Raw genomic sequence first — 19,893 nt, 5'->3', positions numbered from 1 at the left:
TCAAGCCGTCCGCTTGGGACGGAATACAGTCGTATCCAGATAAAAATCAGGGTCTTGTCCAGGCCACCAGCCCGGGATGCCCAGCACCTGCAAGGGCGTGAAGCCGCCCGGCGTCAGGTCTTGCGTCGCCAGGCTGGCCGCCACCTCGCGGTCGAGCCAGGCGCGCCGCGCATCGCGTGGCAGCGCAAAGTAATCGTCGCCGGCGAATACCACCCGCGTATGCGCGGTGATCGCCTTGCGCGGCGCCACCAGCTTTTCCATCAGCGCGTGGCCGAACAGCCAGACCTCGACGTCCTTGCCGAACGAGTCACGCCGATCGTACAGGGCGGCGAGCCAGCGGTGCGCACGCAAGTCGTCGACCAGCGCCCGCCCGGCTTCATCGTCGCGCACCACCAGCAGGGCCGCGTTCTCGTCGAAGATCGTGGCGGCGTCGCGCGCCGGCCCGCGCGACTTGCCGACGCCGGCCTGCGCGATCTGCGCCGCCTGCAGCGCGTTCAGCGCGCGCTTGATACCCGGGAAGGTCTGCCACACCAACGCATTGAAGAAATCGTGCAGGTTGTCGCGGGTCGGCACCTGGCCGGTGGCGCCGATGAATTCCTCGTACGCCACCCCTTCCGGCAGCGCGGCCTGCGGCACGAAGGACAAGGGCATGCCGGCGCCGTTGCGCAGGTCGAGCCCGCGCGCCGCTACGTTGAAGGCGTCGATGAAGGCATCCGGCGGCGGCGCGGCGCGCTCAAAGCTTGGGCGCACCGAGTCGTACCACGGCCGCGCCCAGTCGATCGGCGGCAGCACGGCGCTGCTTATACCATCTTCCAGTTGATGCTCTCGCCCGCGTTCAGCGGCACCAGCTGGTGTTCGCCCATCGGCACCGATTCCGGCAGGGTCCACGATTCGCGCTTGAGCGTGATCGTGCCAACGTTCCTCGGCAGGTTGTAGAAGGCCGGGCCGTTGAAGCTGGCGAAGGCTTCGAGCTTATCCAGCGCGCCGGCCTGGGCGAAGGCTTCGGTGTACATCTCCATCGCGTGCAGCGCGGTGTAGCAGCCGGCGCAGCCGCAGGCGGCGTACTTGGTGTGCACCGCGTGCGGAGCCGAGTCGGTGCCCAGGAAGAAGCGCTCGTCGCCGCTGGTGGCGGCGGTGACCAGCGCCAGCCGGTGTTCTTCGCGCTTGAGCACCGGCAGGCAGTAGAAGTGCGGGCGAATGCCGCCGCGGAAGATTTCGTTGCGGTTGTACAGCAGGTGGTGGGCGGTGATGGTGGCCGCGATCGGGCCTTCGGCCTCGGCCACGTACTGGGCCGCGTCCTTGGTGGTGATGTGTTCGAACACCACGTTCAGGGCCGGCATGTCCTTACGCAGCGGACGCATCACGCGCTCGATGAACACGGCTTCGCGGTCGAACAGGTCGATCTCGTTGTCGGTCACTTCGCCATGCACCAGCAGCGGCATGCCGACTTCCTGCATCACTTCCAGCGTCTTGTAGCACTTTTTGAGGTCGGTGACGCCGGCATCCGAATTGGTGGTGGCGCCGGCCGGGTACAGCTTGACCGCGTGGATGAAACCGGTGTCCTGGGCGCGGCGGATCTCGTCCGGATCGGTGTTGTCGGTCAGGTACAGCGTCATCAGCGGCTCAAAAACCATCCCTTCCGGCAGCGCGGCCAGGATGCGCGCGCGGTACTCAAGGGCGGCGGCGGCCGTGGTCACCGGCGGGCGCAGGTTCGGCATCACGATCGCGCGGCTGAACTGGCGGGCGGTGTGCGGCAATACGCTGGCCATCGCCGCGCCGTCGCGCAGGTGCAGGTGCCAGTCGTCTGGACGAGTGATGGTGATGGTGTCTGGGGTCTCGATGGTGGACATGGCGGCTCTCGGAAAACGAATGGCGTATTTTACCTGCGCGGCGGCGCGCAGGGTGCGTTGGAGGGACCGGAAAGGCGAGCCGGATTGCCGTAACGGCAATGGCGTCCGCATGCTTGACAGCACTAACAGTGCCTAGGATACTGCGGAACTTGCCATAATCTTCAGCACCAACCGGCCTTCGGTCCTCGAAAACCGGCCATTGCCCGAACAATCCGCCAGCGACAGCGCGACCCGCCGCCGCCGGCCCTGCACAGGTCCACACGACAGGAAGCTTTATGAACAATCGAAATCGCCTGACTACCTTCATCATGATCGCCCTGGTGGTCGGCATCGTGGTCGGCTACCTGGTCAACGCCAATACGGACGCGGCGGGCGCGACGAGCTTCTCCGACACGATGTCGCTGATTACCACGATGTTCCTCCGCCTGATCAAGATGATCATCGCGCCGCTGGTGTTCGCGACCCTGGTGGTCGGCATCGCCAAGATGGGCGACGCCAAGGAAGTCGGCCGCATCGGCGTCAAGGCGCTGGGCTGGTTCGTGATCGCCTCCATCATCTCGCTGTCGCTGGGCCTGGTCCTGGTGAACATCTTCCGTCCGGGCGACGCGCTGTTCGCGGCGGGCATGATGCCGCCGGTCGACGCGCAATCGGGCATCACCAGCGGCAGCCTGACGATGAAGGACTTCATCACCCACCTGATCCCGACCTCGATCGTCGACGGCATGGCCAGGAACGAGATCCTGCAGATCGTCGTGTTCTCGGTGTTCTTCGGCACCGCCGCCGCCGCGGTCGGCGCGCGCGCCACGCCGATGATCGACGCCATCGACGGCGTCGCCCACGTCATGCTCAAGCTGACCGGCTACGTGATGAACTTCGCCCCGATCGCGGTGTTCGCGGCGGTGGCCGGCATCATCGCCAAGAGCGGCCTGGGCGTGCTGTCGACCTATGGCATCTTCATGGCCCAGTTCTACTTCGGCATCGCGCTCTTGTGGGTCGTCCTGATCGGCATCGGCATGGCCGTGATCGGCCCGCGCATCCTGCGCCTGATCTCGGAGCTGCGCGGCCCGACCGTGCTGGCCTTCTCGACCGCCTCGTCCGAAGCAGCCTTCCCGAAAACCCTGGAAAGCCTGGAGCGCTTCGGCGTCAAGAACCGCCTGGCCTCGTTCGTGCTGCCGATCGGCTACTCGTTCAACCTGGACGGCTCGATGATGTATTGCACCTTCGCCGCCGTCTTCATCGCCCAGGCCTATGGCATCGACCTGTCGATCGGCACCCAGATCACCATGATGCTGGTGCTGATGCTGACCTCGAAAGGCATGGCCGGCGTGCCGCGCGCCTCGCTGGTCGTGATCGCCGCGACCCTGAACCAGTTCGACATTCCCGAGGCCGGCCTGCTGCTGCTGCTGGCGATCGACCACTTCCTGGACATGGCCCGCTCGGCCACCAACGTGATCGGCAACGGCATCGCCACCGCCGTCGTCGCCAAGTGGGAGGGAGATTTGGGCGACCCCAACAAGGAACCGGCCATCTCGCCGCTGAAGTAGGTGTGGTGAGCGGCTGCCCGTAGTGCCCGAGGCCTTCCAGCGATGGAGGGCCTTTGTTTTTTCAATATCGATAATCACAACAAGGGGAAAGAGATGAAACAGATCGTTGCCGCCGGCATGCTGCTGGCCCTGAACGGCGCGCACGCCGCCACCCAGACGGTCAACTGCGGCCGGCTGCTGGACGTCCAGAAAGGCGCATGGCGCGAGCGCGTCAGCATCGTGATCGAGAACGGCAGCATCGTCTCGGTGGGACCGATGACGCAAGCTGCCGGCAATATCGACCTGTCTCGCCACAGCTGCCTGCCGGGCCTGATCGACATGCACGTGCACCTGACCAGCGAAACCCAGCCGGCGGTCGACGCCTACCGCGACCGCCTCGTCGCCAATCCGGCCGACATGGCCTATCGTTCGGTGAAGTACGCCGAGCGCACCCTGATGGCCGGCTTCACCACGGTGCGCGACCTGGGCGCCGCCGACAACCTGAACATCTCGCTCAAGCGCGCCATCGCCGCCGGCGAAGTGCCGGGCCCGCGCATGTTCACCGCCGGCAAATCGCTGGCCACCACCGGCGGCCACGCCGACCCGACCAACAACCTGTCGCACTTCCTGTCCGAGAAGATCGGCACGCCCGGCCCGGCCGAGGGTGTATTGAACAGCCCGGAGGAAGCGCGCCAGGCGGTGCGCACCCGCTACAAGGATGGCGCCGACCTGATCAAGGTGACCGCCACCGGCGGCGTCCTGAGCCAGGCCGCCAGCGGCCACAACTCGCAGTACACCGAGGACGAGCTGCGCGCCGTGGTGAGCACCGCGAAGGACTACGGTTTCCGCGTCGCGGCCCACGCCCACGGCGCCGAAGGCATGAAGCGCGCGCTGCGCGTCGGCGTCGACTCGATCGAGCACGGCACCCTGATGGACGACGAGGTCATCGCCCTGTTCAAGAAAGGCGGCGGCTGGTACGTGCCGACCATCTCGGCTGGCCGCTACGTGGCGGACAAGGCCAAGGAACCGAATTATTACTCCGCCCTGGTGCGTCCGAAGGCGGCCGCGATCGGCCCGCAGCTGCAAGCCACCTTCGGCCGCGCCTATAAAGCCGGCGTGAAGATCGCCTTCGGCACCGATGCCGGCGTGTTCCCGCATGGCGAGAACGCAAAGGAATTCGGCTACATGGTCGAAGCGGGCATGACGCCGGCTGACGCGATCCGCTCGGCCACGGTCAACGCCGCCATCCTGCTCGACCAGCCGAAGCGCCTGGGCGCCATCGCACCGGGCTTCGCGGCCGACATCATCGCGGTCGAGGGGGATCCCCTGCAGGACGTGAAAGTGCTCGAGCAGGTCAAGTTTGTAATGAAGGATGGCGTGGTCTACAAGAAGCCCTGATTTCCAGGGTATCCCGCCAGTTTTAGAAAGGTAGTGACACGATGTCCCAGCTGTTCCCCCAAGCCGCACGCGCGCGCGCCGCGCTGTTTGGCTTCCTGTTCCTGTTCGCGGCCGCGGTGCAAGCCCAGACCACGAAACTGCCGAACGTGACCATCCTCGCCACCGGCGGCACCATCGCCGGCACCGGCGCCACCAGCACCACCACGGTCGGCTACACCGCCGCCACCGTGGGCGTGCAATCGCTGATCGCGGCGGTGCCCGAGATCGCCAAGGTGGCGAATGTCTCCGGCGAGCAGGTGTTCCAGATCGCCAGCGAAAACATCAGCGACGCGCAGTGGCTGCAACTGGCCAAGCGCGTCAACGTGCTGCTGGCGCAGCCGAACGTGGACGGCATCGTGATCACCCACGGCACCGACACGCTGGAAGAAACGGCGTATTTCCTGCACCTGACGGTCAAGAGCAAGAAGCCGGTGGTGCTGGTCGGTTCGATGCGGCCATCGACCGCGTTGTCGGCCGACGGCCCGATCAACCTGTACAACGCGGTGCGCCTGGCCGGCACGCCCGAGGCGGCCGGCCGCGGCGTGCTGGTGGCGATGAACGACCAGATCCATTCGGCGCGCGACGTCACCAAGGCCAACACCACCACGACCGACACCTTCCGTACGTCGGAACTGGGCGTGATCGGCTACATCCAGGGCGGCCAGCCGTTCTTCTACCGTAACGTGGTGCGCAACCACACGCTGGACACCGAGTTCGACGTGAGCAAGCTCGATGCGCTGCCGCAGGTCGACGTGGCCTATGCCTATGCGAACGTGGGTGACGTGGCCGTCAATGCGCTGGTCGCAGCCGGCGCCAGGGGGCTGGTGCATGCGGGCGTGGGCAATGGCAGCCTGCCGGCGAAAACCAGGCCGGCGCTGGTCGAGGCGCGCAAGGACGGCGTCGTGATCGTGCGCGCGAGCCGCGTCGGCCAGGGTATCGTGGCGCGCAATGGCGAAGCCAACGACGACGAGCTGGACTTCGTGGTGGCCGACACCCTGAGCCCGCAGAAGGCGCGCATTCTCCTGATGCTGGCGTTGACCAGGACGACCGATACCAGGAACATCCAGCGGATGTTCTACACCTACTGATGCCCCCTTGACGTGGACGGCTCGCCATCCACGTCCGCCATCGCCTCCTGCGGCGGCGACGCAACATCCTCATCCGGCCGCGCCAGCTGCCGTTCCCACATCTGCGCATACAGGCCCTGCGCCGCCAGCAGAGAATAGTGCGTGCCGCGCTCGACGATCCTGCCGTGGTCGAGCACGATGATCTGCTGCGCATCGGCGATCGTCGACAGGCGGTGCGCGATCACCAGCGTCGTGCGGTTCTTCGCGATCTCCTTCAACTGCGCCTGGATCGCCTGCTCCGAGCGCGAATCGAGGGCCGACGTGGCCTCGTCGAAAATCAGGATCGCCGGGTCCTTGAGCAGGGTGCGCGCGATTGCCACCCGCTGCTTTTCGCCGCCCGACAGTTTCAGGCCGCGCTCGCCCACCATGCTCCCGTAGCCGTCCGGCAGGCTCTCGATGAAGTCGTGGATCGATGCCGCGCGCGCGGCCGCCACGATGTCCTCGCGGCTGGCGCCGGGCCGGCCATAGGCGATGTTGTATTCGATCGTGTCGTTGAACAGCACCGTATCCTGCGGCACGATGCCGATCGCGGCGCGCAGCGAGTCCTGGGTGATGTCGCGCAGATCCTGGCCATCGATGCGGATCGCGCCGCCGTTGACGTCATAGAAGCGGAACAGCAGCCGCGACAGGGTCGACTTGCCCGAGCCGCTATGCCCCACCACCGCGGTCGTGGTCCCGGCGGGAATCGTGAAGTCGACGTCGAACAGGATCTGCCGCTTGGCTTCGTAGCTGAACTCGACGTGCGAGAACGCGACCTCGGCGCCCTTCGTCACCAGCGGCCGGGCCTTGGGACTGTCGGCCACTTCGCGGTTCTGGTCCAGCAGCCCGAACAGGCGCTCCATGTCGGCCAGGCTTTGCTTGATCTCGCGGTAGATCACGCCCAGGAAGTTGAGCGGCACATACAGCTGGATCATGAAGGTATTGACCAGCACCAGGTCGCCCAGCGTCATGGTGCCGGCGATCACGCCCTCGGTTGCGCGCCACAGGATCAGGGTGACCGCAGTGGCGATGATCAGGGACTGGCCGGTATTCAGGAACGACAAGGAGGTCTGCGAGCGCACGCCGGCGTTCTCGTAGTTCTTGAGGCCTTCGTCGTAGCGGCGCGCCTCGTAGTCCTCGTTGCCGAAGTACTTGACGGTCTCGTAGTTGAGCAGCGAGTCGATGGCCTTGGTGGAGGCTTTTGACTCCAGCTCGTTCATGGTGCGCCGGAAGTGCGTGCGCCATTCGGTCACGACCACCGTGAAGGTGATGTAGGACGTCAGCGCCACCGCGGTGATGATGGTGAACCAGATATCGTAGTGGAACACCAGGTAGGCCAGCACCAGCGAGATCTCGACCAGCGTCGGCACGATGCTGAACAGCGAATACGAGATCAGGGTATTCACGCCGCGCGTGCCGCGCTCGATGTCGCGCGTCATGCCGCCGGTCTGGCGATTCAGATGGAAGCGCAGCGACAGCGCGTGCAGGTGGCGGAACACCTTGAGCGCAATGGTGCGCACCGCGCGCTGGGTCACGCGCGCGAACAGGAACTCGCGCAACTCGGTGAAGACCGTCATCGACAGGCGCAGCAAACCGTAGCCGACCAGCAACCCGAGCGGCAGCACCAGCAGCGCGTGCGGGTGCGCCGGGTCGATCGCCAGGCCGTCGATGATCTTCTTGAGCACCAGCGGCACGCCGACGTTGGCCAGTTTTGCGCCGACCAGCGCGGCCATGGCGGCCATCACCCGCCACTTGTAGACCCACAGGTAGGGGAACAGCGTTTTGAGGGTGGCCCAGTCGTTACGGGGACCGGCTTTGGGATCGGGCGGGAGTGGAGCGGAGTTGCGGCGCATGACGGGGCTTCGGGATTTATGGTTCAATTCGGGTCGATTGTAGCTTTTACCGAGAATTCACGATGACCACGCCCGAAAACACCGTCGCCACGCCCACCACCGTCCGCCTCCCCGCAGGCAAGATGCCGGAACTGCGCGTCATGCCCGCCCCGTCCGACGCCAATGTGTATGGCGACGTGTTCGGCGGCTGGATCATGGCCCAGGTCGACCTGGCCGGCTCGCTGCCGGCCACACGCCGCGCCAATGGCCGCGTGGCGACCATCGCCGTCAACTCCTTCCTCTTCAAGAACCCGGTATTCGTGGGCGACCTGCTGTCGTTCTATGCCGACATCACCAAGGTCGGCAACACCTCGGTCACCGTCTTCGTCGAGGTGTACGCCGAGCGCAACCGCCTGGCGGCCGAGGTGGTCAAGGTGACCGAGGCGACGCTGACCTATGTCGCCACCGGCCCGGACCGCAAGCCGCGCCAGCTGCCGCCGCTCGAATCGCTGGTGGCGCACCGTTAAAAGAAAGGCCGCCGGATCGGCGGCCTTCAGTATCAGGCGGTCTTCTTCTCGTCGCGCAGTTCGCGCCGCAGGATCTTGCCGACGTTCGTCTTCGGCAGGGTCTCGCGGAACTCGATGAACTTGGGCCGCTTGTAGCCGGTCAGCTGCTCCTTGCAGAATTCCTTGAGCTGTTCGGTGGTCAGGTCGGCGTCCTTCTTCACCACGTACAGCTTCACGGCCTCGCCCGAGTTCTGGTCCGGCACGCCCACGCACGCCACTTCCAGCACGCCCGGGTGCGCGGCCACCACGCCCTCGACTTCGTTCGGATAGACGTTGAAGCCCGACACCAGGATCATGTCCTTCTTGCGGTCGACGATGCGCGTATAGCCCCTGTCGTCCATGATGCCGATGTCGCCGGTCTTGAAGAAGCCGTCGGCGGTCATGACCTTGGCCGTCTCGTCGTCGCGCTGCCAGTAGCCGGCCATCACCTGCGGGCCGCGCACGGCGATCTCGCCGGCCGTGCCGAACGGGACTGCATTGCCCGCTTCGTCCAGGATGCGCAGCTCGGTCGACGGCAGCGGCAGGCCGATGGTGCCCGTGAAATCGGTGATGTCGCAGCGGTTGGCGGTCACCACCGGCGAAGTCTCGGACAGGCCATAGCCCTCGACGATCGGGATGCCGGTGGTCTTGAGCCACTTGTCGGCGACGGCCTTCTGCACCGCCATGCCGCCACCCGGGCACACCATCAGGCCCGAGAAATCGAGCCTGGCGAAATCGTCGTTGTTGAGCAGGCCGTTGTACAGCGTGTTCACGGCCGGGAAGATGTTGATGCGGTAACCGCCGAGCTCCTTGATGAAACCCTTGATGTCGCGCGGGTTCGGGATCAGGAGGTTCATGCCGCCGATGCGCAGGCCGAGCAGCGCGCAGACCGTGAGCGCATAGATGTGATACAGCGGCAGCGCGCAGGCGAACTGCGGCTGTTCGCCGGCCTTCAGCCTGGCGAGGGTCGGGGCGAACCAGGCTTCGTTCTGCAGCACGTTGGCGATCACGTGGCGGTGCAGCAGCACCGCGCCCTTCGACACGCCGGTGGTGCCGCCGGTGTACTGCAGGAAGGCGATGTCGTCATGACCGATCGCGACCGGCTTGAGCGTCTCGCGCGCGCCGTCGGCCAGCACCTTGTTGAAGCCGATCGCGCCCGGCAGCGAATAGGCCGGCACCATCTTCTTGACCTTGCGCACCACCAGGTTGACCAGCGTGCCTTTCAGGCCGCCCAGCAGGTCGCCCATGGTGGCCAGGACAACGTGCTTGACGCTCGTCTGGCCGAGGACCTGCTCGAGCGTGTGGGCGAAGTTCTCGAGCACCACGATCGCCTCGGCGCCCGAGTCGACCAGCTGGTGCTGCAGCTCGCGCGGCGTGTACAGCGGGTTGACGTTGACGACCACGTAGCCGGCGCGCAGCACGGCGGCCAGCGCCACCGGATACTGCAGCACGTTGGGCAGCATGATCGCCACGCGCGCGCCCGGTTTCAGGCCGCGCGCCTGCAGCCAGGCCGCCATGCGCTGCGACATCGCATCGAGTTCCGCAAACGTGATGGACTTGCCCATGCAGGCATAGGCCTTGCGGTCGGCGTACTTGCGAAACGCCTCCTCCAGCAAATGCGTCAGCGAGCGGTACTGGGTCGGATCGATTTCCGTCGCCACGCCGTTCTCGTACGACGAGAGCCAAAATTTGTCCATCTGTCCTGCCTTCCTTGTTGGTTCCAATAAAACGCGAAAGCCGCCCGACGGGGCGGCTTTCGCCGGGGTAGTCCCGTCACAATGCTTATGCCACCGTCTCCGCCTGCTTTTTCTCGTCCCTCAGCGCGCGCCTCAGGATCTTGCCGACGTTGGTCTTCGGCAGCTCGTCGCGGAATTCGATGTACTTCGGTCGCTTGTAGCCGGTGAACTGCTCCTTGCAGTAGTCCATCAGCTGTTCGGCCGTGAGGCCAGGGTCTTTCTTTACCACGAATACCTTGACCGCCTCGCCCGAATGCTCGTCCGGCACGCCGACCACGGCGCATTCGAGCACGCCCGGATGGCCGACGATCACGCCTTCGAGCTCGTTCGGATAGACGTTGAAGCCCGAGACCAGGATCATGTCCTTCTTGCGGTCGACGATCTTCACGAAGCCGGCAGCGTCCATGACGCCCACGTCGCCCGAGCGGAAGAAGCCATCGGCCGTCATCACCTTCGTGGTTTCGTCGGGACGGTTCCAGTAGCCGGCCATCACCTGCGGGCCGCGGATGGCGATCTCGCCGATCTCGCCCGGCGCCATGTGGCGGCCTTCGTCGTCGATGATCGCGATGTCGGTCGACGGCACCGGCAGGCCGATGGTGCCGGTGAACTCCGTGCTGTCGGCGCGGTTGCAGGTGGCCACGGGCGAGGTCTCGGACAAGCCGTAGCCTTCGACGATGGCCACGCCGGTCAGCTCGCGCCACTTGTCGGCCACGGGCTTTTGCACCGCCATGCCACCGCCATTGCACATGCGCAGCGCCGAGAAATCGAGGTGGGCGAACTCAGGGTTGTTGGCCAGCGCGTTATACAGCGTATTCACGGCCGGCAGCATGTTGACGCGGTATTTTGCCAGTTCCTTGACGAAGGCGGGGATGTCGCGCGGGTTTACGATCAGGACGTTCAGTGCGCCCATGCGCATGCCCCACATCGCGCACGCGGTCAGCGCGAAGATGTGGTACAGCGGCAGCGCGCACACGATCGTGACCTGCTCGCCCGCGGTCTGTTTCATGCACGGCTCGGCCCAGGCTTCGGTCTGCAGCACGTTGGCGATCACGTTGCGGTGGGTGAGCGTGGCGCCCTTGGAGACGCCGGTGGTGCCACCCGTGTACTGCAGGAAGGCGACGTCGTCGACCTTGAGCTCGGCCGGCTTGAACGGCATGCGCTCGCCCTGGGCCAGCGCTTCCTTGAACGTGACCATGTTCGGCAGCGAGAACTCGGGCACCATCTTCTTGACGTTGCGGACCACGAAGTTGACCAGCATGCCCTTCACGCCGCCCAGCATCTCGCCCATGCTGGCCACCACCACGTGGCGCAGCGGGCTCTTGCCCATCACCTTCTGCACGGTGTGGGCGAAATTTTCCAGCACGATGATCGCTTCGCTGCCCGAGTCGGTGAGCTGGTGTTCCAGCTCGCGCGCGGTGTACAGCGGATTGACGTTGACGACGGTGTAGCCGGCGCGCAGCACGGCGGCCAGCGCGATCGGATACTGCAGCACGTTCGGCATCATGATCGCCACGCGCGCGCCGGGGGCCAGGCCGCGGCTCTGCAGCCAGGCGGCCAGCCGCTTCGAATACATATCGAGTTCGCCATAGGTGAGGAACTTGTCCATGCACACATAGGCCTTGCGGTCCGCGAACTTGCTGAAGGATTCTTCGAGCAAATGCACCAAGGAGCGGTATTGATCCGGATCAATCTCCGCAGGCACGCCCGGGGATACGACTGCAGCCAAATTTTGTCCATCGCTCACCTCTGTCTCGATTTTTATCGTTATGGTCGGGCCGCCGGAGGTGCTTGCCGGGCGCGCCTGCGCACGTGGCTTGTGGGTTTGCCATCGCTGATGTGATGCTATCGGGCAGCGCCCCTGTGCGCAAGCGCTTTTACCGAGATTGGAACCGGTACTCTACGGAGACGCGCCGATGGTGCGCTGCACCACCAGCGTGCCCGGAGTGGTCGTCGCGCCAAGGCGTTTGAGCACACGATGACGCTCCTCTTTGTCGAGCTTTGCCAAGCGGTTGACGGCCTTGTAGAAGCCGTTCCACGTCTTCTCGCGGCGCAGCAAAACGCGAAACGCCGGCACGAAATCGTTATAAGTCGCCACCGAGGCCAGGTGAGCATTCGACAGCGGTTCGGCGAAGAAGCGGTCATAGCCAGCATAACCGCCCCAGTTCGCCTTGAGCACCTGGTAGTCGTCCTGCAGCGCCAGAAACAGGCGCGCCTTCGTGGCGCGCTTGACGCCGTCGGGCTCCATGCTCTTGTACGTACGCTCCAGCTCGCCGCGATAACGCAGCAGCAGCGCCAGAAAGTCGCTCTTGCGGCTCTTGTAGCGTTCGTACGCTTCGCTCATCTGGGGATTGCCGAAGCGCTCGAGCCAGGCTTCCACGCCGGCCTGCTCCACCGCGCTGGCAAAGGATTCATTGAACTGCGAATCGCCCGCCACGTAGACCACCTGGTGCGCCAGCTCGTGGAAAATCAGGCGCGCCAGCTCGGCGTCCGGATAATGGATGAAGGTCGACATCAGGGGATCGCTGAACCAGCCCAGGGTCGAGTAGGCGCTCACGCCCCCGACCTCGACGTCGTTGCCCTGCGCGCGCAGCTGCCTGGCATACGCCTGGGCCTCGGCCTTGCTATAGTAGCCGCGATAGTTCACGCAGCCGGCCACCGGGAAGCACCACTGGATGGGCTTGAGCGACAGCTCGGGCGTGGCGACCACGTTCCACAACACGTAGGGCCGGCCGAGATTGGTGTAGTTGGTGTAGCTGCCGTTATCGGGCAGTTTCATTTCCTGGATGGCGAAGCGGCGGATCTGGCGCGCCGACTCGAGGCGATGGCGCAGCTTGACGTTGGTGTTGCCATCGGCGATCCAGTCGTCGATCGGACGCGCATTGGTCAGCAATTGCAGCTGGCCTTGCGCGGCCTGGGTGTAGTACGAGAGGGATGAGCAGCTTGACAACATGAGGGCTGCGGCTGCCGCGACCATGACTGGCTTGAAGGCCTGGGAAAATCTAGAGGGTTTCATCTCGCGTCAAGGGTGCAGCTCTTTCGACCTGCACGAGGGTGTCGTAGAAAGTGGGCGCCCGGCCCATGTCGGTCAAACGCTGGCTGGTGACTTCATTGGCGTTCTTGCCGTCGCTGGCGAGTTTCTTCCACCAGATGGACAAGCCCACCACCAATCCAGCACGCGCCTTGTCGGTCACGCGTGCGCGGGCGATGAACGAACCGCGGTCGTTAAAAATACGCGCCATGTCACCGTGGGCGATGCCACGTGCGGCAGCGTCGTTCGGGTGGATGTCGAGGTGCGGTTCGCCCTCAGTTGCGCGCAGGCTCTTTACATTGACAAACGTCGAGTTGAGGAAGTTCCTTGCCGGCGGAGAAATCATCGCCAGCGGGTATTTTTCGGCCAAGTCAGGGTTGGAAGCAACAGACTCGTATGGCGGAATATAGGTGGGCACCGGATCGAGCCCATCGGCCAGCATGCTCTCCGAGAAGAACTCGCACTTGCCGGACGGGGTCGTGAAACCGCCCTCGGCGAACGGCGCGGCCGGCATGTTCAGCTTCTTCCAGCCGCTGCGCTTGAGCGAATCCCAGTCGAAGTGGATCGCGCGCGCATCGCTCTTGTTGAAGGCCTGGGCCGCGATCTCGTCGTCGCTCTCCTGGAAGCACGGGTCGTCGTAACCCATGCGCGCCGCCAGCAGGCGGAAGAATTCGGTGTTCGGCTTCGATTCTCCGACCGGTGCGATGGCGGCGTTATTCGCCATCATGTACAGGTGGCCATAGGCCAGGTGCGCATCGACGTGCTCGAGCTGGGTGGTGGCCGGCAGCAGGATATCGGCATAGTCGGCGCTGTCGGTGTGGAAGTGCTCGAGCACCACGGTGAACAGGTCTTCGCGCTCGAAGCCCTGCTGCACCTTGCGCGAATCGGGCGCGATCGCCAGCGGGTTGGCGTTGTAGACGATGACGGCTTCGATCTTCGGGCCGAACTCCGGCGACGCCTCCCTGAGCAGGTCGTCGCCGATGGTGGTCATGTTGATCGTGCGCGGCGTGCGGCCTCCCAAGAGATCCGGGCGCTGCAGCGCCGGACGGTTGGTGGGGAACGACGCCGAGGTCGACAGCTGGATGCCGCCGGCCGGCAGGCGCCAGGCGCCCACCAGCGCCGGCAGGCAGGTGATGTTGCGCACCGCCATTCCGCCGCCGCGCACGCGCTGGATGCCATAGTTGACGCGGATCGAGGCCGCTTCGCCGCGCTTCGCGGTCTGTCCGTACAGGCGCGCCAGATCGACCACTTCGTCTACCGTGATGCCGCAGGTTTGCGCGGTGCGCTCGGGCGTCCACTCGAGCGCGCGCGCCTTCAGTGGCTCGAAGCCGAGCGTGTAGCGCTCGATATAGTCGTGGTCGAGCAGGTCTTCCTTGATCAGGACGTGCATCATGCCCAGCGCCAGCGCGGCATCGGTGCCTGGCAACAGGGCGATGTGCTGGTGGCACTTTTCGGCCGTCAGGGAACGGTAGGGATCGATCGCGATCAGCGTCGCGCCACGGCGCTTGGCTTCTTGCGCGCGCATCCAGAAGTGCAGGTTGGAGGCGATCGGGTTGCCGCCCCAGATCAGGATCAGCCTGGCGTCCTGGAACTCCTCGAGGTCGGTGCCGATCGAACTGCCGATGGTGTAGCGGTAACCGGTGGCGCCGGCGGTGGCGCAGATGGTGCGGTCGAGCAGCGAGGCGCCCAGTTTATTAAAGAAGCGCAGCGACATCGATTCGCCCTGCACCAGGCCCATGGTGCCGCAGTAGCTGTAGGGCAGGATGGCTTGCGGGTCGCGCGCGCCGATGTCCTGCAGACGTTTTGCGATGGTGTCGAGGGCTTCGTCCCAGCTGATGCGCTCGAATTTCCCTTCTCCCTTGCGGCCTACGCGACGCATCGGATACAGCACGCGGTCAGGGTGGTAGGTGCGCTCGACATAGCGCGACACCTTGGTGCACAACACCCCGGCCGTGGTCGGATGCTCCGGATCGCCCTTCACTTCTTTCGCGACGCCGTCTTCGACCTTGACGAGGATGGCGCAGGTGTCGGGACAATCGTGGGGGCAGGTCGCACGGACGTGGATAATGGTCATTTTCTTATGAGGCTACGGTGAAAAAACTGCGTGAATCCAATACTTTATCCGATTCCGGCGGGCTTCGTGCCCTCCTCTGTCAAGTCTGTTTGAGGCACGCTACAATAGTTAAAACGATGCCATGCAAAGGCTGGACAGCGTGGTGACACATTCGCAAACAGCGAGGAGAACACGATGAAACTAGTGGAACCTATCCTGGCGTCTCAAGCAGAGATCCAGGCCATCCGACGTGACCTGCATGCCCACCCGGAGCTGTGCTACGAAGAACACCGTACCGCCGACATCGTTGCCGAACGCCTGAGCGCGTGGGGCATCCCCGTGGTGCGCGGCCTGGGCGTGACCGGCGTGGTCGGCATCATCAAGAACGGCACCTCGGAACGCGCGATCGGCCTGCGCGCCGATATGGACGCGCTGCCGATGCAGGAACTGAACGGCTTCGCGCACGCCTCGACCCACGCGGGCAAGATGCACGCCTGCGGCCATGACGGCCATACCGCGATGCTGCTCGGCGCCGCCCACTACCTGGCGCAGCACCGCAACTTCGACGGCACCGTGTACCTGATCTTCCAGCCGGCCGAGGAAGGCGGCGGCGGCGCCAGGCGCATGATCGACGACGGCCTGTTCGAGCGCTTCCCGATGGATGCCGTGTATGGCATGCACAATTGGCCAGGCATTCCGGAAGGGCATTTCGGCGTCGTCTCCGGCCCGATGATGGCCTCGAGTAACGAGTTCCGCGTGACCGTGCGCGGCAAGGGCGCGCACGCGGCGCAGCCGCATCGCGGCATCGATCCGGTGATGGTGGCGGTGCAGATCGCGCAAGCCTGGCAGACCATCGTCTCGCGCGAAAAGAACCCGCTGCACACCGCGGTGCTGTCGATCACGCAAATCCATGCCGGCAGCGCCACCAATATCATCCCCGACGAAGCCGAACTGGTCGGCACGGTGCGCACCTTCACCACCGACGTGCTCGACCTGGTCGAACGCCGCATGCAGGAGATGGCCAATGGCATCGCTGCGGCTTTTAGCGCCAGCATCGATTTCGGTTTCAAGCGCAATTACCCGCCGCTGGTGAACCATCCGGAACAGACCGCGTTCGCGATCGAGGCGATGCGCGCGGTGGTGGGCCCGGCCCAGGTCGACGCCAATGTCGAGCCGACCATGGGCGCCGAGGATTTCGCCTTCATGCTGCAGGCCAAGCCGGGCTGCTATGTCTTCATCGGCAATGGCGAAGGCGACCACCGCACCGGCGGCCATGGGCTCGGCCCTTGCCAGCTGCACAATGCCAGCTACGACTTCAACGACAACCTGCTGCCGATCGGCGCCAGCTACTGGGTGCGGCTGGCGGAGATGAGCTTGCCTGTGGCCTGAGGCTTAGAACAGCCCGAGGAATTTTTTCCGGGCCGTGTTCTTGCGCGCCGGGTCGACCACGTCGGTGACGTCGTACTCGTTGAACTTGTCGATCAGTTCCGCGAAGCCGCGGCGGCGCGCCAGGTTCAGCTCTTCCTTGTAGAGCGGCACGACGCAGTGGAAATAGACGTCCTTGCCGTCGACCGTGACCGAGTGGAATGGTTCCGGGCTCGATACCGGCGGCAGCACGATGGCGCCGCAGAAGCCGATCCCGGCGATATAGGGCTTGGACGGGTTACCGTTCGGCAAGGAGTGGCCGAGGCCGATCCAGGTGCGCTCCTTGTGCGGATAGTGCGCCAAGTGGCGCAGCAGGGCGACCGGCCAGTACCAGCGCTCGTCCTGCATCGCGGCCTCGTCCAGCTGCCAGTTCGCCGGCAGGGCCATCATGAGCTCGGCATATGCCGGCGCGCCTTCCGGCACGTTCATCGGCTGCTTGCTCATGCCCGACGTCACCAGGCGCACATAGGGATAGGAGTCGGTCGGCCCGATCACGTGGATGTCGACCTGGACGCCGTCGGCCTGGGTCTCGTGGAAGTACAGGGCCGGCTTGCCGAGATGGGCGGCGATGTGCTCGCCCACCGGATCGTGCGGCAGCACTGCGGGTTCGGGCTGGCGCGCCATCGGAGAGGCGAGCGGATACAGGGGAGCGATCGTGGGTTCGATTGGTTCGGCCATTGTTATTGATATGGGTCGGTTGCGGCGGGCGTCTATCATACCTTCGTCACATGGTTACGTGGCCGCCAGCACGCTATTGTTCTCGCTAGTACAATAGCGCATCAAACAAGAATTATGCTCTTCCTTCCAAGGATAACCATGCTCACTACCAAGAAAATCGGCGCCCTGGCTGCTCTCTGCGCCGCGCTGTTCGCTCCGTTCGCCTCGGCCCAGTCCACCGTCGGCAATGGCTACATCGATTCGGCTTCGTTCGAAGTCGGCACCAACCCGCAGCAGCGCATGTACCGCATCGCGGTCCAGTCCGACTGGGACAAGCGCTGGTTCGCCGGCAATGGTCGCCACCTGTCGGGCTACTGGGAAGGCAATCTGGCCCTGTGGCGCCTGAATTCCTACGAGAACGTTCGCGGCCAGAACAAGAACATCGGCGTCATCGGCTTCACCCCGGTGTTCCGCTACCAGAATGACAGCAAGCTCGGTCTGTACGGCGAGATCGGTATCGGCGTCAACCTGTTCTCGACCCTGTACAAGAACGAAGACAAGGAACTGTCGACCGCCTTCCAGTTCGGCGACCACATCGGCATCGGCTACACCACCCAGAAGTGGGACTTCGGCCTGAAGTACCAGCACTACTCGAACGCCAGCATCAAGAGCCCGAACGCGGGCGCCAACTGGTTCATCGCCAAGGCGGCTTACCGCTTCTGATGTCCATGATGCGCGCATGGGCCGGCAGCGGCCAGTCCATGGCGCGGCCGTCTTGCAGTTTGTGACACAATCGGGCCTCTGGCGGCCACTGCCGCCTGCCGTTTTCACGAGGCCCGATTGACCCCTTCGCCCACCCTCAAGCGCTATCTTCCCTGGCTCGTCGCGACTGCCCTGTTCATGGAGCAGCTCGATGCGACCATCGTCAATACCGCCATTCCGAGCATTGCCGCCAGCCTCGGCGTCACCCCGCTGAGCCTGAAATCGGTCGTCACCAGCTACATCCTCGGCCTCGCGGTCGGCATTCCCTTGAGCGGCTGGATGGCCGACCGCTTCGGCACCCGGCGCGTGTTCTTCACGGCCATTGCCGTCTTCACCTTCGCATCGGTGCTGTGCGGGCTGTCAGTGAGCGCCCACATGATGACCGGCGCCCGGCTGCTGCAGGGACTGGGGGGCGCCATGATGATCCCGATCGGCCGCCTGTCGATCGTGCGCACCTTCCCCAAGAACGAGCTGCTGGGGGCGATGAACTTCGTCATCATCCCAGCCCTGATCGGGCCGCTGCTGGGGCCGACGATCGGCGGCCTGATCGTGCACTGGACCTCGTGGCGCGTTATCTTCTTCGTCAATATCCCGGTCGGACTGGCTGCACTGTATTTTGTCTGGCGCCATATGCCTGACTACCGCTCCGAACAGCGGCGCCCGCTCGACGTGCCTGGGCTGATCCTGTTCAGCAGCGGCACCGCCCTGCTGTCCTGGGTGCTGGAAGTGTTTGGCGAGCATACGCTCGACGGCATGACGGCGGGCCTGCTGTTCCTGCTGGCGCTCGGCCTGTTGGGCGCCTATGCCTGGCATGCCTGCCGCACCAAGTTCCCGCTCCTGCGCCTGACATTGCTCAAGGTGCGCACCTTCCGCATCGCGGTGCTGGGCGGCTTCGTCACCCGTCTCGGCGTCGGCGGCCTGCCCTTCCTGCTGCCGTTGCTGTACCAGCTCGGCCTGGGACTGCCGGCGTGGCAATCGGGTTTGCTGATGATGCCGGCGGCGCTGGCGGCGATGGGCATGAAAGTGTTCGCGCCCGGCTTGCTGGCGCGCTTCGGCTATCGCCGGGTACTGCTGGTGAATACGATCATGATCGGCGTGACCATCGCGATGTTCACGCTGGTGGATGCCGGCACGCCGCTGGCGGTGATCGTCGGCATCGGCCTGATGCAGGGCTTCTTCAACTCGCTGCAGTTCTCGAGCATGAATACGCTGGCCTATGCCGACGTCGAGCCGGCCGATACCAGCATGGCCAGCACGATTTCCAGCTCGTTCCAGCAATTGTCGATGAGCTTTGGCCTGGCGGCCGGCTCGATCGTCACCGCCTGGTTCCTGGGCGGCGTAGCGCAGACAAACCAGGGCCAGGTGACGCAGGCCCTGCACCATGGCTTCGCCGTCCTGGCAGTGCTGACCCTGCTCTCCTCGGCCGTGTTCTGGCGCCTGCGCCGCAACGATGGCGACAGCATCAGCCGCGGGCGGAGCGTGGCCCCGACGGCCGAGCCGGTGACGGTGACGGCGCAGTAGTTCAGGCGGGCGCAGCAAGGCGCCCGAGTACCTTCTCGCGGTTGTCCAGGACGAAGCTGATGAACGTCGGTTCTTTCACTGCCAGACGGATCAATACTGGAAGCAAGGGATAACAGCAGCTGGCGACCTTGCGCACGCATTCGTCGTCGCGCAGGGCTGCCTTGGCGGCCTGGCCCTGGGCGCCCTGGAGCATCGGCATCAGGTCTGCGCGCCGCTTCTCGATTACGGCCGTGACGGGGCCCATCAGCTTTTCGCCCAGGCCGGCTGGATCGCTCCGTGATTCCATGGTTTTCTCCAGTGATAATGACTAGAGCATGTTGCCGCGAGGCAGCGATCTGGACGCTGATGTACGACAAGCGCAGGAGAATCCCAAAGCAAAAAACCCCACCGAGATCACTCGGTGGGGTTTTTCATATAA

The 19,893-nt window shown here is 64.8% G+C and carries 15 protein-coding genes and 1 pseudogene; 7 read left to right on the top strand and 9 right to left on the bottom strand.

The genetic code is table 11. From position 1 onward, the window contains the following. Together DIR46_RS15270 and pyrC are read right to left on the bottom strand one after the other, a co-directional pair. Nucleotides 1-792 carry a DUF3025 domain-containing protein gene (locus tag DIR46_RS15270; RefSeq protein ID WP_109345977.1) on the bottom strand — a complete coding sequence of 264 codons (792 nt, stop codon included), beginning with the start codon at nt 790-792 and terminating at the stop codon, nt 1-3. Between the two features lie 8 nt (nt 793-800). Further along, on the bottom strand, nt 801-1,850 hold the full coding sequence (gene pyrC / locus DIR46_RS15265; protein WP_109345976.1) for a dihydroorotase: 1,050 nt from the start codon (nt 1,848-1,850) through the stop codon (nt 801-803). 275 nt (nt 1,851-2,125) lie between these two features. Here pyrC and DIR46_RS15260 point away from each other — a divergent pair, with 275 nt between their 5' ends. The 3 genes from DIR46_RS15260 to DIR46_RS15250 all read left to right on the top strand — a co-directional run bounded on the left by DIR46_RS15260 (nt 2,126) and on the right by DIR46_RS15250 (nt 5,898). Further along, nucleotides 2,126-3,394 (top strand): dicarboxylate/amino acid:cation symporter, encoded by a 1,269-nt coding sequence (locus tag DIR46_RS15260; protein ID WP_109345975.1) that lies wholly within the window; start codon nt 2,126-2,128, stop codon nt 3,392-3,394. 93 nt (nt 3,395-3,487) lie between these two features. Next, entirely contained in the window at nt 3,488-4,771 is a 1,284-nt protein-coding gene (locus DIR46_RS15255) for a metal-dependent hydrolase family protein (RefSeq protein WP_109345974.1), read from the top strand. Nucleotides 4,772-4,812: 41 nt separating this feature from the next. Continuing rightward, complete coding sequence (locus tag DIR46_RS15250) at nt 4,813-5,898, top strand: type II asparaginase (RefSeq protein ID WP_109345973.1); 1,086 nt, start codon at nt 4,813-4,815, stop codon at nt 5,896-5,898. Here DIR46_RS15250 and DIR46_RS15245 read toward each other — a convergent pair. Next, the gene (locus DIR46_RS15245; protein ID WP_109345972.1) at nt 5,892-7,769 is read right to left on the bottom strand and encodes an ABCB family ABC transporter ATP-binding protein/permease; all 1,878 of its coding nucleotides are present in this window, start codon (nt 7,767-7,769) and stop codon (nt 5,892-5,894) included. The two genes, DIR46_RS15250 and DIR46_RS15245, sit on opposite strands and share 7 nt — an antisense overlap. Nucleotides 7,770-7,831: 62 nt before the next feature. On the opposite strand from DIR46_RS15245, the gene DIR46_RS15240 reads away from it, so the two are divergent. Continuing rightward, a complete protein-coding gene (locus DIR46_RS15240; RefSeq protein WP_109345971.1) occupies nt 7,832-8,275 on the top strand; it encodes an acyl-CoA thioesterase in 444 nt (147 codons plus the stop codon). 32 nt (nt 8,276-8,307) lie between these two features. Here DIR46_RS15240 and DIR46_RS15235 read toward each other — a convergent pair whose 3' ends face one another. From DIR46_RS15235 to DIR46_RS15220, 4 genes and pseudogenes are all read right to left on the bottom strand, one after another. After that, on the bottom strand, nt 8,308-9,990 hold the full coding sequence (locus DIR46_RS15235; RefSeq protein WP_109345970.1) for a long-chain-fatty-acid--CoA ligase: 1,683 nt from the start codon (nt 9,988-9,990) through the stop codon (nt 8,308-8,310). A gap of 85 nt (nt 9,991-10,075) precedes the next feature. After that, a pseudogene (locus DIR46_RS15230) lies at nt 10,076-11,766 on the bottom strand (long-chain-fatty-acid--CoA ligase). Between the two features lie 160 nt (nt 11,767-11,926). Continuing rightward, nucleotides 11,927-13,003 carry an aminopeptidase gene (locus DIR46_RS15225; RefSeq protein WP_109345969.1) on the bottom strand — a complete coding sequence of 359 codons (1,077 nt, stop codon included), beginning with the start codon at nt 13,001-13,003 and terminating at the stop codon, nt 11,927-11,929. A gap of 25 nt (nt 13,004-13,028) precedes the next feature. Further along, complete coding sequence (locus DIR46_RS15220) at nt 13,029-15,131, bottom strand: molybdopterin-containing oxidoreductase family protein (RefSeq protein WP_109345968.1); 2,103 nt, start codon at nt 15,129-15,131, stop codon at nt 13,029-13,031. 174 nt (nt 15,132-15,305) lie between these two features. Here DIR46_RS15220 and DIR46_RS15215 point away from each other — a divergent pair, with 174 nt between their 5' ends. After that, nucleotides 15,306-16,499, top strand: coding sequence for a M20 aminoacylase family protein (locus DIR46_RS15215; RefSeq protein ID WP_109345967.1), 1,194 nt, complete (start codon nt 15,306-15,308; stop codon nt 16,497-16,499). A 3-nt stretch (nt 16,500-16,502) separates the two neighbouring features. Here the strand turns inward: DIR46_RS15215 and DIR46_RS15210 are convergent, their stop codons facing one another. Then, a complete protein-coding gene (locus DIR46_RS15210; RefSeq protein WP_229446267.1) occupies nt 16,503-17,213 on the bottom strand; it encodes a suppressor of fused domain protein in 711 nt (236 codons plus the stop codon). Between the two features lie 138 nt (nt 17,214-17,351). Between DIR46_RS15210 and DIR46_RS15205 the strand changes: the two genes are divergently transcribed. Continuing rightward, nucleotides 17,352-17,915, top strand: a complete 564-nt coding sequence (locus DIR46_RS15205) for an acyloxyacyl hydrolase (RefSeq protein ID WP_109345966.1) — start codon at nt 17,352-17,354, stop codon at nt 17,913-17,915. Between the two features lie 117 nt (nt 17,916-18,032). After that, nucleotides 18,033-19,475, top strand: a complete 1,443-nt coding sequence (locus tag DIR46_RS15200; RefSeq protein WP_109345965.1) for a DHA2 family efflux MFS transporter permease subunit — start codon at nt 18,033-18,035, stop codon at nt 19,473-19,475. Nucleotide 19,476: 1 nt separating this feature from the next. Here DIR46_RS15200 and DIR46_RS15195 read toward each other — a convergent pair whose 3' ends face one another. Continuing rightward, nucleotides 19,477-19,761 carry a hypothetical protein gene (locus DIR46_RS15195; protein WP_109345964.1) on the bottom strand — a complete coding sequence of 95 codons (285 nt, stop codon included), beginning with the start codon at nt 19,759-19,761 and terminating at the stop codon, nt 19,477-19,479. Between the last annotated feature and the right edge of the window lie 132 nt (nt 19,762-19,893).

The organism is Massilia oculi (genome assembly GCF_003143515.1).
In the GTDB taxonomy this organism is placed as follows: Bacteria; Pseudomonadota; Gammaproteobacteria; order Burkholderiales; family Burkholderiaceae_D; genus Telluria; species Telluria oculi.
The sequence above is the reverse complement of the archived record's forward strand: the minus strand, read 5'-3'. Positions and strand labels throughout refer to the sequence as shown.